Raw genomic sequence first — 15,306 nt, 5'->3', positions numbered from 1 at the left:
GACCGGTTTGCGAACGTAGAGGACGAGACAGGCCAGGGAGCGAAAGCTCCCTGGCCTTGTAAGTGCATGATTTATATTGGTAATGAGTGCATTCGTGTTGTTGCGGATATCGACCAGAACAAATCTTGATTTTTTTTTCATGGCTCTTGGAAACCTGTTCGGTTGAAATCTCCTCCACTGGAGCGCGTCTCCAGTCAGGAACCGGCCGGATTCCTACACACGTACTTTCACAACGTTTAGGAGTCCAATATGCAGTACAAGACGAACAGTCTGCGCCACGGCGACAAGAGCCCGACTTTGTCCGAAGTGGAACACACTGCCAACAATGCAGCCTGGCCGAATAGCCCTACGTTGCGCTTGAAAGAGCTGATCAAGCTGCTCCGTGTCAGCAGGAGCAAGGCGTACGAGCTGATGAAGTCCGATCCGGACTTCCCGAAGGGCATTCCGCTCTATGACAGCGAACTGTCACCGAAGTTCTACTGGACCCATGAGGCCATCGCATGGGCTGAAGGGCGCGCAGCCAAGTTCCGTCGTGGCCAGGAGGCGAAGTGATGGCGGCCAATTTCGGAATCCCCACTTCGCCCCTCGCCGCGCTCAAGCAGGCTTTGGATGAACAGTTGTCCAAGGGGAAGAGCAAGCTTGAGCAGGATTTCAGGGAGGCCTATCCGATCCTGGAACAGCACATCGCAAGGAAGATGCGAAAGAAGGTCTTGGTAGATCAGTTCAATGCTGCGTACAAGCATGAGCTGAATCTGATTCAGTTCCGCAAGCTGCTCAAGGAGGAGCGTGCTCGTCGTCAGGCGGATGGTGATGCAGCTCGTTGTACGAGCTGCGGTCGGCTGTTGGTCGAGGCCGAAGAAATGACCGCTGCTGTAACGACTGAGGAGGATGCGGGATGACTGCCAATCAGCCTCGTTTTGCCCCCTACTATCCGCTGGACGCCTTCCATCACGTTGCGCGTGAGGCTGGTCTTGAGCTCCGACGCAATGTTCAGGTACCCGATGCCATGATCGGCATGGGGCTTATCAATGCCATTTCGATGACATGCCAGGGACTGATCGATGTCAAGCTGCCGACAGGCCAAACTAGGCCGGTAACGCAGAACTTGATGCTTGTGGCTGAGTCTGGAGAGCGCAAGTCGACCGTGTTCGAGCTGCTGCAGGCACCTTTCCGCGATGCAGATATGAAGGCGATGACTGCGTTCAAGCTGCAGGCTGAGTCCTACGAGGTAGAACTGGGATTGTGGACGGCTAAGGTGAAGGGGCTGAAGGGGGCAATCAGTAAAGCGGTTGCTTCAGGGATGTCTAGCGAAGCGCTGGAAGCACAGCTGAAGGAGTATGCCGGAAAGAAGCCTTTGCAGCCTCGCCTGCGTTGCTTCCTGAGGCAGGACATCACGGCCAAGGCCATCATGGAGGCATTACAGGGTGATGGCGAGTCCATCGCGATCACTACTGACGAAGGGCACATGCTGTTCAAGAGCGAGGCAATGGCGAATGTGGGCTTGCTCAATCGGCTCTGGGATTCACCAGGAATGATGCCGTTGGATCGTGCGGAAAACGAGCATCTGATTGCGATGAATCCGCGAGTTTCGGTGAGCATCATGACCCAGTACGAACCGCTCAAGCAGTTCCTCAATAGGCGAGGTTCTGTCGCAAAAGGTAGTGGGCACTGGGCACGCTACCTGGTCGCGTGGCCTCGCTCCATGATGGGTTACCGGCGAATCGAGGACGTGGAGCCAGTTTGGGAGCATTTGCCTGCATTCCATGAGCGGATCGCCGAGTTGTTGTCTAAGTACAAGGAGCTGTCTGCCACGGGGGCAATCGCTCGTGAAGTCGTGTCCTTCACGCTAGATGCCAGGGCGCGTTGGGTGGCATTGGCAGCAGAGACTGAGTCCATGCTGCGCGACGGGGAGTACTTGAGTGACATCAATGACTTTGCGGCAAAGATCATGGAGATCGTGGCTCGACTCGCTGCATCGATGCAGTACTTCAGTGGAGAGGGAGGTGACATTACCCTCGATACGATCAATCGTGCCTTCGACATCGTTCGGTGGCACGTCGAGGAGTACAAATATCTGTTCTCCCCCGACTTTGTGATGGCTCAGGATCAGGTTGATGCTCGAGCATTGGACAGCTATCTCTTTACAAGGTGGTGGCAGGGACGCAACTCAGATACGTACGTCCCCAAGAACCAGGTTTTGCGTTGTGGGCCTGTACGTGACCGAGCAAGACTGAACGCAGCCCTCGCGATTCTTAAAATTCAGGGGGCGATTCAGATCGGTCCCGGCTACCGGGACAAGAGGACCTATCTGCGGTTGATGAACTACTACTTTGAGCGGAGGGCTTTGTAAGCTAGCTCACGACCAAGGCAGCCCCTGCAATAGGCAGGGGCTTTTCTGTTGAGATTAGCTGGATTTATCTTGATTCTGCGACTTTGTCGCAGAATCGCCGGGTGGAGTACTGATTTCTGCCAGATTGCTAGGCGCTGAAGCTGCCTTCCCGTCTTTGCGGCATTGAGCATACTGGGACTTCTCGGCGTCTGCCATCTCCTTGACGAAGCGTTGGCCGAGGTGGCGTTCTGCGGGCCTGGCAATGCCTTGCTCTCGCAAGCTGCGATGATCTACGCGGGTCGAATATCCATTCTCAGCAAGGAATCTATTCTGGATATCAGCTACCAGCTTTCGCTGTGCAGTTACCTGCTGCTTCAACTCCATCGGGCTTTTGCCCCCACTGTCCTTACGGCATCCACCTGTGGAAGGATTCTTTGAGTTGTAGCGAGCGAAGGTCTGTTCAGGTGCTCGTTCGATCCCGTCAGGCAGCCTGTCTGAACACATCAGATGGATGTGTGGGTTCGGATCTCCGCCAAGTTTCCCTTCAGGTGCGTGGATTGCGTACTGATAGGGTTTGATACCTGCCAGGTTCTTGGCGATTCGGTCAGCCAGTTCGGTCTGTTGTTGGGTGCTGAGCTCACTCGGTAGTGCGATTTCATGCTCACGGTAGACTGCGCCATTGGCACGCTCATGCTTGTCAGCAATGCTCCAGAACCGTTTCGGATCATTGCCCGCCCATTCGGGCATGTTCCCGTGACCCGTGTGGACAAGGTCCTTCTTGTCACTATGTGAGCCTTGTCGCTCGATGTAATTGGCGTGCCTGCGTGCACTGCCTTTCTTGCCGCTTTTGATGCTGTAGTGGAAGCTTGCCATTGCGGTATCACCCTTTCTCCATGAAGAATAAAAAAGGCCGGCGAGAATGCTCTCGTCGGCCACTGTGGAGATGGGCTATCGCTTAACTTTTGATAATTCAGGAGAAAGGGTAAGTGCGCGTGCTCTTCCTCTCTCCATCCGATGCATCAGTTCGTTGTTCTTTCTGTGCTACCGGATTGTGTGTTCCATCTCCATATGTATAAGAGGGTGTGTAGTAAAAAAATACTTGTTGTGATCCATGTGCTCGATCATGATGTCTTTGGCCATGTCTATGCAGAGGAAGTTCATCCCTATCACGCCATTAGCAAGGCTGACAATGTCGTTGATCTCAACTAGACGAAGGTAGGCTTGAAGACGGGATGTCTGAAACTGCATCCATGCGTGATGGCTATGTGTCGTTCCTTTGAACGATGCTTGAAACTCATAGAACCGGTTGAGGTAGATCTGGATAACGCCTTGGTGCTGGTGGGGATCATTTGACCTAAGCCCTTTGTCAAAGAGACGCTGGGGATCCTTGCCTTGCTCACCTTGTCCATGCCAGTAGGGCTTGTAGTCGTCACCTGCCTCTTGCTGATACCGGAACGAGCACAATGCAGCCACGATGTCATGCACCGAAAGGATCTTGGCGTCGTGATCAGAGCTATCAAACGAACGGTAAGCATATGAAGCCAGAAGTGCTCGGGACCTGACTGTATTTTTCTTCATCAGTAGCGATGAAGTGTCAAAGCCGGTGGCAGCTTTCACTAGTTCTGCGATTTCCTTTGGCCAGTCAAAGACTAGACTGTGAAATTTGTTGACAGAGAACATTCTTGTCGATGGGGAGATATGAGTATTGGTCTCCTCACTCACTAGCCGGCAGAAGCTCTCCATCGGTTCCTCAATCTGCCCGATTTCTTTCTTGATCCGGGTTTCCTTAAGGTGTGACGGATAGTGGCGGGCAAAGTGCTGGAACGCTAGCGTTTCCAGATACACGAATAGCGCTTCATTCGCTGGCGTGTCTGAATCGGCGGTTCGCCGGAATCCAATCGAGTCCAATCGTTTGGAAAGCTTTGAATATGCGCTGGCAAGTGTGTGGTCATCACCGAATATTTCGCTTGTCAGGATATGCCTCACCTCATCGTTGGTTCGCTCGGAATGGAGCAGAAGTTTTTCCGCTGAGGTGTGCAGATCCTTGTTGCCCAGCATCCTGTAGAAAAGCTTCAGTTTCACGGGATCAACTTCGATGGACAAGCTCTGCGTCAGTGACGTAATGAGCGCGGCAGCATCTTTGTCTCGTGGGATAGTGGTACCAGTGCTGAACTCCATGGTCGCTTCGCCCTCGCTTGGCGGGGCGGAGCGTGTCAGAAATTTTGTGTGAGAGGCATACCATGATGCTGCCAAGGAGCATGTATGCCACGCAAGAAGAAGACGCCGGTGGTCACGCCGGCCATTGATCTGCCGAAGGAATTTCTCGAGAAGCTGATCCCGGGTCCGATGGACGCGGCCGGGGTCGAAGCCGTGTTCCAGCAGCTGAAGAAGGCCGTGATCGAGCGGGCGCTGGGCGCGGAGCTCGGCCTGCACCTGGCCGACGCCGAGGGCGGGAGCGGCAACCACCGCAACGGCCGCAGCGGCAAGACGGTGCTGACCGACGAGGGTCCGCTGCGCATCGACGTGCCGCGCGACCGGACGGGTACGTTCGAGCCGCAGCTGATCCCCAAGCACGAGCGTCGCTTCGCCGGGTTCGACGATCGGATCGTCTCGATGTACGCCCGCGGCATGACGGTGCGTGAGATCCAGGGGCACCTGGCCGAGATGTACAGCGTCGAGGTGTCGCCGGAGTTCATCAGCAAGGTCACCGACGAGGTGATGGCCGAGGTCACCGCATGGCAGGCGCGGCCGCTGGAAGCGATGTATCCGGTGGTGTTCTTCGACGCGCTGCGGGTGAAGATCCGCGAGGACGGCGTGGTGCGCAACAAGGCGGTGTATCTGGCGCTGGGCGTGCTGGCCGACGGCACCCGCGACATCCTCGGGCTGTGGATCGAGAACACCGAGGGCGCGAAGTTCTGGATGAAGGTGTTCAACGACCTCAAGACGCGCGGCGTCAACGACATCCTGATCGGCGTGGCTGACGGCCTGAAGGGCTTCCCGGAGGCGCTGGAAGCGGTGTTCCCGGCGACCACGCTGCAGACCTGCATCGTGCACCTGATCCGCAACAGCCTGGACTATGCGGGCTGGAAGGACCGCAAGGCGCTGGCGGCGGCGATCAAGCCGATCTACACGGCCCCGACCGCCGAGGCCGCAGAGGCCGAGCTGGATGCGTTCGAGGCCGGCGACTGGGGCGAGCGCTTCCCGACGGTGGTCGCCGCCTGGCGCCGTGCCTGGACGCGCGTGGTGCCGTTCTTCGCGTTCCCGCCGGACGTGCGCCGGGTGATCTACACGACCAACGCAATCGAGAGCGTGCATGCGCGCCTGCGCAAGATCATCAAGACCCGCGGCCACTTCCCCAGCGACGAGGCCGCCACCAAGCTGATCTGGCTGGCGCTGCGGAACATCACCGCCGAGTGGAGCCGCGCGTCTCAGCACTGGAAAGCGGCGATGAACCAGTTCGCGATAATCTACGAAGACCGATTCACGCTGGCTCGCTGAAAGAGACTTCCGGACTAAACCGCCTCACACACAAAAAATCGGACACGCCCGCGGGGCGAGTAAACCAAGCAGATGTTTGCCGCTATTCGTGCCTTTCACATACAACAACTTGATGGTCTTCAATGTCGAGACAGGTATTCTTTGGGTACTACCCTTTACCTTGATACCAATGGATTGCTCCAAGAACTCTAGCGTTCTCCGGAGATCCCTTGCTGTTATCGGCTCACCACTTTCCTTGTAGTACTGGGCATTGAGCTCAGCCAAAAGGCTGCCAAGGGTGTTCGCTTCCTCACTTGCCCTGAAATCGAAAGCTGACTTATCTGCCTCAAACATGCTCTGCTCCGTGAGCCTCTTAGCCATCACTCCACCGTCTTTGTTATAAATACATCTCAATGTAATATTACAGCTTAAATCACGCCATATTCAATCCCAGCTGCTCGCTCAAGCCCTTGTCCACAAGGTGCCGCACCAAAGCACACGTAGTGCTTGGGCGGTCCCACTTCATTGATTTCGGTGGGTGCAGCAGGAGTTCATCACCCCGCACTGCCCGCAACAGAACGGGATGGTGGAGCGGGTGATCCGGACACACTGAAGGAGCAATGCGTGCATCGGCATCGCTTCGAGAGCCAGACCCATGCCCTGCGGGTGATCGGTGACTGGATCGCCTTTTATAACCAACAGCGCCCGCACCAGGCGCTGAAGATGATGACCCCGGACGCGGCCTATGCCGCTACGTTAACCGTATGACCTGAGCAGAAATCGGTGGGTCATTACATGCGCACCCGTATAGGTCATCTTTTCGACAAGATGTATCGTATTTCATCTATTTATACGACATAAACGCACAAGGCCCGGACGATGCCGGGCCTTGTGCGTATGTCTTTGAATTATCTATTAAAGGACTGGGTGGCATCAAAGTCTGCTGACAGGGCGCGCCGAGCAATCGCGTGAAGCGATTAAGGACTGCCTCCACAACCAAACACAATGCAGGCATTTAGATCTTTATTTCATTCATCTATGCCATAGATAAGCGCGTTATTACGGATTTTCCACGCGCAATGACAGCGCCCGCTAACTTCAGCTGAATTGTATTTTTTAATTTATTTTGGTTGCGACTTTGCCGACCAGTTATTTCATTTAGCGCAAAAAATGAAGCCCCATCATAGGGCTTAAACATTTCCGCGGATATGACAATTTCCTTCCCACCCAGTCCGGATAGATGAGTTGACCTGGAGAGCGGCCGCAGTTATGAGGAGTGGTCAGTCAAGCCGAAGGTACTCTCTGTAGTTAATTGCATCACTCTGTGACAAGATCTCAAGGGCATCTGCGCCCCGATGGTGTTTAATGATCTTATTCTCATTAGGGTTGCCGCTTAGAGCTACCACTTGGCCCGAAATTAGTGTTGGTTTATTTTCACGATTCACCACCCACTGAAAGGTCTCAACAATGCCCTCATATCTCGGGTAATCGATCTCGCTCTGCTCTTTTAAGCCATTGATTTTATCTTCGTGCTCAGCAATATATTTATTCGATTCCTCGATCCTCTCCTTGAGAATGTCGATCATGTCCTGACGTATCCTGGCGGATCCTTCCTTATTCAGCTCTTCAAGCGCGTATGCTCGCTGTCTCTCTTCTTCCTCAAGCATCTCCTCCCTGGCGATCTGCCCTGCAAAAAAGTCACCCAGCTCGTCGATATAAGCACGCATTCGCTGCAGGTACCTATCTATATTATTTTTTTTGTAGTTCGCCCGATCAGCTGGGGTGGATTGACTCTCCATATACTCAAATTGCCGTTCAAGCGGCCCGATGAATCCCCTAAAAAATCGAATCATATCCGCATGCTCATCTGTCATGCGTGAATAATTAAGCGCCCATTTAAAGTCATCGCCTAGCAAAAATCTCACATAGGCGCTTTCTGAGTACTCATTGCTAATCGCAATGAGCTGCTTTCTGACCGCAATCAGCCGATTATAGTGATCAGAAGAAGGCTTAGGTGCCGTGGTGGACTCGAAATTCCGCAGCTCATCACCGTCACTCCTTCGCACTAAATTCGACAGTTCATCTTCATACTTGGCGATATCAAGCTTATATCTGTTAATTCGCTCGGTATTGTATGCCTTCTGCCCGACAATATAATTCTCCCGATTAGAGGCGAGAAAGTCATCGGAATCAGGAAATGTGCACTTGTACTCCACCACGGTGCGCCCATTGTTATCCTCGAGCTTTCTCCACGTTACCTTTCCGCAAGCCTGCCTATTATTGAGCAGTTGCGCGGCCGTCAGCGTCTTGCCATTGTCAACATACGACTCCTTGACAGCAGAAATCGCGGCGTTCTCGCAACCCACCAGCCCGAGAGCTATGGCAATGACTAGGCCGCTCCCGAGAATACGGAAAAAGGCGCTTTTCCTTTGCGCTGAAATAACGATACTCATAAAACTCCTTTGAAAATTTAATTTCCACATAAAAAGGCTTACCCCTATCAGAGCCAAACCAAAGCTGATCATGCCAAAACAGTTCGCACCATGCCAGTTCGCCTTGGCTTTGTCGCACAAATGCACATCAGCGCCCTGATACGCTGATCCGTTGACGGATCATAAGTCAACGCGGCACTGCTATCGCACGACGAATTGGGCGCAGTGCAACGCAGCGCTGAAGGTACGTGGTTTGCTGTCGGTGTGCCTGGGGATCAGAGGATGAACTGGTACGCCAAGTCCACCGGCAAGCGTGGACGTTGCTAGACATATTCCGACCTGATTAGCCCCGACCCTCAGCCGCGAGTCGCAGGATTTGCGCCGCCTGCGGCACAGCATGGTGCCACCTGAAGCCAACGAGGTGGCGCCATGGGCATCAACCGCGTGCAGTTCCAACCCGGCCTCTCGATGAGCGAGTTCATCCACCGCTACGGCACCGAAGCAAAGTGTTACCGGGCCTTGTACAAGTGGCGCTGGCCTGAAGGCTACCGCTGCCCGGCCTGTGCCGGACGCGCGCGTTCGCGATTCAGGCGCGGCGATGCGATCTACTACCAGTGCCGCGCTTGCCGGCATCAGACGACCTTGACGGCGGGCACCCTGTTCGAAGGCACCAAACTGCCGCTGCGCACCTGGATGCTGGCGATGCACCTGCTTACCTCGACCAAGACCAATTTGGCTGCGCTGGAACTGATGCGCCACCTGGGCGTGAACTACAAGACCGCCTGGCGCCTGAAGCACAAGGTCATGCAGGCCATGACCGAGCGGGAGGATTCCAGAAAACTCCAGGGTTTCGTGCAGCTTGACGACGCCTATTGGGGCGGCGAGCGCAACGGCGGCAAGCCCGGGCGCGGATCGGAGAACAAGCAGGCGTTCGTGATCGCAGTGCAGACGGACGAACACCTCGACCGCCCGACCTTCGCAGTGATCGAGCCGGTCCGCAGCTTCGACAACGCCTCGCTCAACGACTGGATCACGCGCCGCCTGGCACCTGAGTGCGAGGTCTACAGTGACGGCTTGGCTTGCTTCCGCCGGCTCGAAGACGCCGGCCACGCCCACACAACGCTCGACACCGGCGGCGGCCGCGCCGCCACCGAAGTGGCTGGAGCGCGATGGGTTAACGTCGTGCTGGGCAACCTCAAGCGGGCGATCAGTGGCACCTACCATGCCGTCAAACAAGCCAAGTACGCGCGGCGCTACCTGGCCGAAGCGGCGTACCGTTTCAACCGCCGGTTCCGTCTGCGCGAGACGCTGTCGCGACTTGCGACCGCGATGATGCGGTGCAAACCATCTCCGGAGCCGCGTCTGCGGATTGCGAGCAACTTTCTTGGCTGAGAGTCGGGGCTAATCAGGTATTCCGATGCGGCGATCCAGTTTTGCCTCAGCATCGAGATTCTGTTCGGCCAGCCATTGCGGCAGACATTTGGAGTGGTGCCAAGCCTTCTGCGCTTGGCTGGTCACGCCGAGCCGACGTCAAGCCATGCTTGATGTGCAGCTAAACTATCGGTCAAGTCCCAAGGGCCTGCGCCTGCTTGTGGACAGCGCTGGGATCAAACTCTTGGATGAAGAGGAATGGAAACGCAAGAAGTGCGGCGCTGACTATCGGCGGCAGTGCGCAATGTGTACTTGGGAATAGACGCGCAGACACTGGAGATTCGTGCTATTGAAGTCAACGACAACTGCGTAGGTGGCGCGCCGATGTTGCCGTACCTGCTGCAACAGATCGCAGTGGATGAGCCGATCATTCGCGTCAGTGCCGATGGCGCTTACGCCACCGAAGCGTGCCAAACCGCGATTGCCGAACGCGGCGCGATTTCCGTCATTCCGCCACGATGCAGTGCGCGTCCCTGGAAGTGCGAGGCGGCTGGATAATCCGTTCGCAATGATGCAATTGCAGCTTGAAAACGACTGGGCGAACGGGTGATGTCCCGCACCTTTGAACGTCAAGTTATGGAGGGCGGTCTCAAGATTCAAGTGCAACACGGAGTGATAAAATTTCGCCAGCTCCTCGGCCATCGCTTCTTCCGGGCTTTTCCAGCCCAGTGTTTTACGTGGCCGTCCATTGAGCAGGCGTGCAATATCGTTGAGCAGGGTCTGACTGGCTATCGAAAGATCCGTTCCCTTTGGCAGGAACTGGCGCAGCAGGCCATTGGTGTTTTCATTGCTGCCGCGCTGCCAAGGGGCATGCGGGTCGCAGAACCAGATAGTCATGCTCACCCGCTTACTCAAGGCATCAAAACAGGCCAACTCGCTACCGCGGTCATAGGTCAGGCTCTCACGTAGGAAGGCTGGCAGTTTCTTCATCTGGCGGCTGAAGCCCTCCAGTGCATCTGCTGCTGTGCAGCCGTTCATCCGACACAGGATGACGAAGCGTGTCTTGCGCTCCACCAATACACCCACGGCCGAGCGGTTGAAGGCGCCCTTGATCAGGTCGCCCTCCCAGTGGCCTGGCAGCAGTCGCTGCTCAATTTCCTCGGGACGGTACTTGATGCTCAGCTCTTCCGGGACGAAGGTCCTGGCTGCGGCCGGCTTGCGCCTCGGGCCGCGCGTCGGCTTGGCTTGCCTGAGCGCTTCCACCATGGCCTGTTTGAGTGCACCGCGTGGCTGGGCATAGATGGCCGCGTAAATCGTTTCGTGCCTGACAAGGCCAGGGCTGATGGACTCAGGCATCTGGCGGAGTTTGGCGGCAATCTGCTGCGGTGACCAGCGCCTGTAGACAAGGTGGTCGTGGACGTATTGATAAAGCCTGCCTCCGGCCACCAACCGTTTCATTGGTCTGCAACGGCTGCGGCGCCGGCGATAGCTCAGAGCGGCTTGGCTGGCGTTGTACGCATCTTGATCGCAGCGCCGCAGCTCCCGCGAAACAGTGGCTGCCGATCGCCCAAGGCGCAGACCGATCGCTCGTAAACTGCTGCCGTTTTGGCGCTCGATCATGATTACGGCCCGTTCTTCAGGGCTCAGGTGTTGATAGGTTCTGGACATGGCAACGACCCGATATGGGGGCGTTGCACTTGGAAGTTGAGTCTAAGGAGCTGCAGGTGTGGGTAGTACTACTCAATCGTTTCAGCCAGTTTGGTCGACCGAAAACGGTTGTCATGGGACAAATCCGTCCGGACGGGGTATTGTGCCCAAAGATCGGTTCGTGCAATAAAGTCAATAAAGTACTATCTTTCATTGGTACCTGCCTGCAACCTGCATAAAGAGCGACGATGACCAACTTCCACAGAATTGCAATTGCTGTCTCCATATGCTTGGCCTCCGTGTCCTGCTCCAATGCCGATTCCCCCAAGACCATGGCTGAACTCCGTGAAGCCTATGGCGCTGCGGAAGATCCGGCCAGTAAAGCCAGTTCCTCTAAAGCCAACTCCGTGGAAGGTATCCCGGCTGACCATGTTCGTGAGGAGCTGGGCGTAGAGGGCGATATATTCATTCCACCGTCTAAGTGGTCACCGTCTGATCTGCCGGAGGATGTTATCGCTGCCAAGCGTTACAAGGCTGGCGGTCAGGCTTATGCCAATAGCCAGAAGTGGCACACTGTTGGGCAAGGTTCCCACGGTTACGCTTACTTCGATTTTGAATGCGAGTCGAGTCTGATCGATAATATCCGCTGGCATATCAACTGTTGGGATGATCGTGGTCGGGATATTAATTTGGAAGAAACTGCTAAGGAGCTGCCGCTGGTTATGAACATCGATACGTTCAACCCGGGCTGGCGCTGCACCTCTAATGTTTGCCTGGACGAAACTGGCAAGCTGGTAGGCGCCGTCCAGGAGCAGTGGGCAGGCGTTCAAGCGTTGTACTGTTGGAACGTAGAAGGTACGGGCGAGATTGACTGTGACTTTGACCAAGAACTGTAACTAGGCAAAAGAGCTTTAATGTCGTGGTCAAGTTCTGATGGACACCGAGATAGGGAATTTCAGGTAGTGAATTTCTCGTAGTTAGCCGGGGATTGGTAGCCGGGCGCCCCTGGGGGATTTCCTCTTTGAATCCTCGAAATTCGGCGCCTGGGACGCCGCGTTTCTGGAGCATGCGCAGCAGTAGCGAGTCCGAATGTGCTTCGACTTGCTCGCGCTTGGCCATGAAGGTTGTGTAGCCACGTCCTCGACGATAGTTCATGTGGTACAGGCCCGTGGCGTACTCGAAGAACGCAGCGGGGGCCATGCCCACAAGCTTGTGAGCAACCTCGATGTGGAGAGTGAAGACCATTGCCTATCTCATGCTTCCAGTGGAAGGGCGAAATCAGCCCATGCTTGCATCATGGGGCGTCGCTGCTCCAGCAGATCAGTGCGGTGATAGGCGGCTTCGACTTTGTTCTTGACTGTATGGGCCAATGCACGGTCCGCTAGTATGAGCGTCCAACACCGCGGCAATTACCGCTCACAGAACTTTCCACATGCCACCCTTGTCCGGGCCAATTCGTTCCAGTTGTCCTGACTCTCTTAGGCTACGAATGGCGCGGTGGATGGTGATTTCGGCCTTGCCTAATTCAGCTGCCAGCTCAGGCACGGTTAGGGTTGGACGCTTGGTCAGCAGTTTCAGCACCGCTTGCGGTGTCGGGAGTGCCTTTTTCTTGGCGACCTTCCCTGTCGTTTCCACTGTCGTTTTCCCTGTCTTTTGATTGCTGGCCTTCACGACGGCCTCGTGGATCCGTTCAAGCATGAAATGGACAAATGGCGCGCAATCGCTCGCAGCCGTGCTGTCATTGATGGCCTGGTAGTACCCGGCTTGGTGGAGGTGCACTAGGCTTTCCACTGGGAGCCAGGCCAACGCCGGCTGCCATTGGCTCAGGATCAGCGTCTGCCAGAGCCGGCCCATGCGGCCGTTGCCATCGCTAAATGGATGGATGAATTCGAACTCATAGTGGAATACGCAGCTGGCAATCAGCGGGTGCTCGCTGGTGGTTTTCAGCCAGCCCAGCAGATCGCCCATCAGAGCCGGCACCCGGTTGGCCGGCGGCGCCATGTGGACGACTTGGGTACCGGCCATAACTCCAATCCCGCTACTGCGGTAGGCGCCTGGATGCTCGAGCAGGCCATGCATCAGCAGCCGGTGAGCAGCCAGTAGGTCGCGCTCGTTGCTGGCCTTCCAGCGCGGCAGACTTTCATAGACGGCCAGCGCATTGTGCGCCTCCTGTAGCTCACGGGGTGGGGCCAGAACCGTTTTGCCTTCAAGGATGCCGGTGATCTGTTCTTCACTCAGCGAGTTGCCTTCGATAGCCAGCGAGCCGGTAATCGATCGAATACGGTTGACCCTGCGCAGGCGCAGATCCATCCCGTAGTCGACTTGGGCACTGAGGCGGCCTACCTGCTCGGCAATCCCTGCCACCAGGGCGATGATCGCGCTGGTGGGGGTGAATGGTGGGAGGTAACGAGACTTGGTCATCACTGCGGTCGCTCCAGCTCTTTGAGGGAAAAGGAGCCGATCCGGCTACTAGCAGATGCCATGTTTGTCGGATACCGCAATGCTGCTTTTATCGTTGCGGAGCTTGTCATAGGAGACCCAGAAGTGGAGCTGAGGTGTGGATGTCTTGATCACTATTTGTGGGGGCGTATGGACGGACTAGAGCGATCAGGGTCGGGCGCGTTCACTTCGTTGCCGCCAGCTTCTCTGGCAGGATGAAATCAGCCCATGCCTGCATCATGGGGCGTCGTTGCTCCAGCAGATCAGTGCGGTGATAGGCGGCTTCGACCTTGTTTTTGACAGTGTGGGCCAGGGCGCGCTCAGCGAGATCGCGCGCACACCCCTTCTCGCTGCACCAGTCACGAAAGCTTGAGCGAAAGCCATGTGCGGTGGCTACCCGCTTATCGTTGTCGCTGTGAGCTTTCAGGCGGCGCAGTAGTGCTGTCAGGGTCATATCGGAGAGAACTGTTCGGGACTGGATCGATGGGAAAACCAGCTGATCGTGATGGCCTGCTTGCCCCTGCAGCAAAGTGATGGCTTGTTCAGAGAGGGGTACGCGATGGACCTGGCTAGCCTTCATGCGATCGGCGGGAACAGTCCACAATTTCTTGCGGAGATTGACCTCATCCCAGGTCATGGCTCTTACCTCGCCAGAGCGCGCTGCGGTCAAGATCAAAAATAGCAATGCGCGCTTAGTGACATCCAGCTCGTTTGCATCTGCCAGTTTGGCTTCAATAAATGCCGGGATGTCAGTCCAAGGCATGGCAGGTTGATGCTCTTGTCGGACCGTCTTGCTGGGTTGTACCGGTAGTAGATGGGTGACTACATCCACAGGGTTGGCTTGGTTGAACCCGTGTGCCCAGCCCCAGGCCATCACAGCATGCAAACGTTGCTTTACTCGGGAAGCTGTCTCCGCTTTTTCCAGCCAGATCGGGCGCAAGACATCTGCCATATGACGGGGCTGAAGTTGATCCATCGGCAATGAGCCGATCTTGGGGAAGACGTATTCGGTAAGCGTGTTGATCCACTGCTGAGCATGCTTGGCATTCTTCCAGCCTGGCTTGAGTTCGGCATGTACCTGTTCTGCCGCCTCTTGGAAGGTCGGCATCACGGGGGCAGCAACTGGGGGCGCCTTGGTCGCCAGGGGGTCTTGCCCAAGTGCAATCTCTTCGCGCATTTCGCGAGCCAGCTTGCCGGCAAGGGCGATGCCCACATGCGGGTAGCTGCCGAGGCCCGCATTGCGGCGTTTGCCAGTGGTAGGACTCACGTAGCGTAGGACCCACTTACCTTGACCCTTCTGTGTGCGTGAAGGATGCAGGCTTAGGCCGGTGACTCCGCCGTGTGGCAGTGCTGTGCTCCCGGGAGTGGTGCTTCTGGCTTTGATGTCGGTAAGCAGTGCCATGGGTGTCTGGTATGCCATCTGGTATGCCATCCAGTATGCCATTTCGCCCTGGATAGTGATGGGCGGCTTCGGACGCACATGGATTGATATTTTTATAAGTTGTTGAAATAAAATGATAAAATATCTTAAATCTGGATGGTTCTGGATTTATACGAACAGTTCGATGGCAGACCCCCTCTCCGCCAGATACATGAAAAAGCCGCCTCCGG

13 protein-coding genes and 3 pseudogenes are annotated in these 15,306 nt (G+C 55.9%); 9 read left to right on the top strand and 7 right to left on the bottom strand.

Going from position 1 to position 15,306, the window contains the following annotated elements; genetic code table 11:
- The first annotated feature begins 249 nt into the window (after positions 1–249).
- Genes ACSBPQ_RS11605 through ACSBPQ_RS11595 form a run of 3 tightly spaced genes read left to right on the top strand, consistent with a single transcriptional unit; the run spans position 250 to position 2,350 of the window.
- Positions 250–552, top strand: a complete 303-nt coding sequence (locus ACSBPQ_RS11605; RefSeq protein WP_442682292.1) for a helix-turn-helix transcriptional regulator — start codon at positions 250–252, stop codon at positions 550–552.
- A complete protein-coding gene (locus ACSBPQ_RS11600) occupies positions 552–899 on the top strand; it encodes a hypothetical protein (protein ID WP_442682291.1) in 348 nt (115 codons plus the stop codon). Before ACSBPQ_RS11605 ends, ACSBPQ_RS11600 begins: the two co-directional genes overlap by 1 nt.
- Positions 896–2,350, top strand: a complete 1,455-nt coding sequence (locus ACSBPQ_RS11595) for a YfjI family protein (protein WP_442682290.1) — start codon at positions 896–898, stop codon at positions 2,348–2,350. The genes ACSBPQ_RS11600 and ACSBPQ_RS11595 overlap by 4 nt, the downstream gene beginning before the upstream one ends.
- Positions 2,351–2,404: 54 nt before the next feature.
- On the opposite strand, the gene ACSBPQ_RS11590 is transcribed toward ACSBPQ_RS11595, so the two are convergent.
- Positions 2,405–3,265: a MobA/MobL family protein gene (locus ACSBPQ_RS11590; protein ID WP_442682289.1), complete on the bottom strand. Its 861-nt coding sequence runs from the start codon at positions 3,263–3,265 to the stop codon at positions 2,405–2,407.
- A gap of 105 nt (positions 3,266–3,370) precedes the next feature.
- Positions 3,371–4,507 carry a hypothetical protein gene (locus tag ACSBPQ_RS11585; protein WP_442682288.1) on the bottom strand — a complete coding sequence of 379 codons (1,137 nt, stop codon included), beginning with the start codon at positions 4,505–4,507 and terminating at the stop codon, positions 3,371–3,373.
- Positions 4,508–4,591: 84 nt separating this feature from the next.
- Between ACSBPQ_RS11585 and ACSBPQ_RS11580 the strand changes: the two genes are divergently transcribed.
- Positions 4,592–5,827, top strand: coding sequence for an IS256-like element ISEc58 family transposase (locus ACSBPQ_RS11580; RefSeq protein WP_001137513.1), 1,236 nt, complete (start codon positions 4,592–4,594; stop codon positions 5,825–5,827).
- Positions 5,828–5,851: 24 nt separating this feature from the next.
- Here ACSBPQ_RS11580 and ACSBPQ_RS11575 read toward each other — a convergent pair whose 3' ends face one another.
- On the bottom strand, positions 5,852–6,160 hold the full coding sequence (locus ACSBPQ_RS11575) for a hypothetical protein (RefSeq protein WP_442682287.1): 309 nt from the start codon (positions 6,158–6,160) through the stop codon (positions 5,852–5,854).
- A gap of 153 nt (positions 6,161–6,313) precedes the next feature.
- Between ACSBPQ_RS11575 and ACSBPQ_RS11570 the strand changes: the two genes are divergently transcribed.
- Positions 6,314–6,574, top strand: a complete 261-nt coding sequence (locus ACSBPQ_RS11570; RefSeq protein WP_442682286.1) for an integrase core domain-containing protein — start codon at positions 6,314–6,316, stop codon at positions 6,572–6,574.
- Positions 6,575–7,086: 512 nt separating this feature from the next.
- Here ACSBPQ_RS11570 and ACSBPQ_RS11565 read toward each other — a convergent pair.
- Entirely contained in the window at positions 7,087–8,259 is a 1,173-nt protein-coding gene (locus tag ACSBPQ_RS11565) for a hypothetical protein (RefSeq protein ID WP_442682285.1), read from the bottom strand.
- A 151-nt stretch (positions 8,260–8,410) separates the two neighbouring features.
- On the opposite strand from ACSBPQ_RS11565, the pseudogene ACSBPQ_RS11560 reads away from it, so the two are divergent.
- From ACSBPQ_RS11560 to ACSBPQ_RS11550, 3 genes and pseudogenes are all read left to right on the top strand, one after another.
- A pseudogene (locus ACSBPQ_RS11560) lies at positions 8,411–8,559 on the top strand (IS5/IS1182 family transposase); the annotation flags it as partial.
- A 108-nt stretch (positions 8,560–8,667) separates the two neighbouring features.
- Entirely contained in the window at positions 8,668–9,630 is a 963-nt protein-coding gene (locus ACSBPQ_RS11555; protein WP_442682284.1) for an IS1595 family transposase, read from the top strand.
- An 18-nt stretch (positions 9,631–9,648) separates the two neighbouring features.
- Positions 9,649–10,164 (top strand): annotated as a pseudogene (locus ACSBPQ_RS11550) (IS5 family transposase); the annotation flags it as partial.
- 94 nt (positions 10,165–10,258) lie between these two features.
- Here the strand turns inward: ACSBPQ_RS11550 and ACSBPQ_RS11545 are convergent.
- A pseudogene (locus tag ACSBPQ_RS11545) lies at positions 10,259–11,277 on the bottom strand (IS30 family transposase).
- A 227-nt stretch (positions 11,278–11,504) separates the two neighbouring features.
- On the opposite strand from ACSBPQ_RS11545, the gene ACSBPQ_RS11540 reads away from it, so the two are divergent.
- Complete coding sequence (locus tag ACSBPQ_RS11540) at positions 11,505–12,152, top strand: hypothetical protein (RefSeq protein ID WP_442682283.1); 648 nt, start codon at positions 11,505–11,507, stop codon at positions 12,150–12,152.
- Between the two features lie 520 nt (positions 12,153–12,672).
- Here the strand turns inward: ACSBPQ_RS11540 and ACSBPQ_RS11535 are convergent.
- Entirely contained in the window at positions 12,673–13,677 is a 1,005-nt protein-coding gene (locus ACSBPQ_RS11535) for a Fic family protein (protein ID WP_442682282.1), read from the bottom strand.
- A 202-nt stretch (positions 13,678–13,879) separates the two neighbouring features.
- The gene (locus ACSBPQ_RS11530; protein ID WP_442682281.1) at positions 13,880–15,097 is read right to left on the bottom strand and encodes a tyrosine-type recombinase/integrase; all 1,218 of its coding nucleotides are present in this window, start codon (positions 15,095–15,097) and stop codon (positions 13,880–13,882) included.
- Between the last annotated feature and the right edge of the window lie 209 nt (positions 15,098–15,306).

This window comes from Stenotrophomonas sp. JC08, assembly GCF_052180205.1.
Lineage (GTDB): Bacteria > Pseudomonadota > Gammaproteobacteria > Xanthomonadales > Xanthomonadaceae > Stenotrophomonas.
Note: the sequence above shows the minus strand (reverse complement) of the source record. Positions and strands in the feature narration are given on the sequence as shown.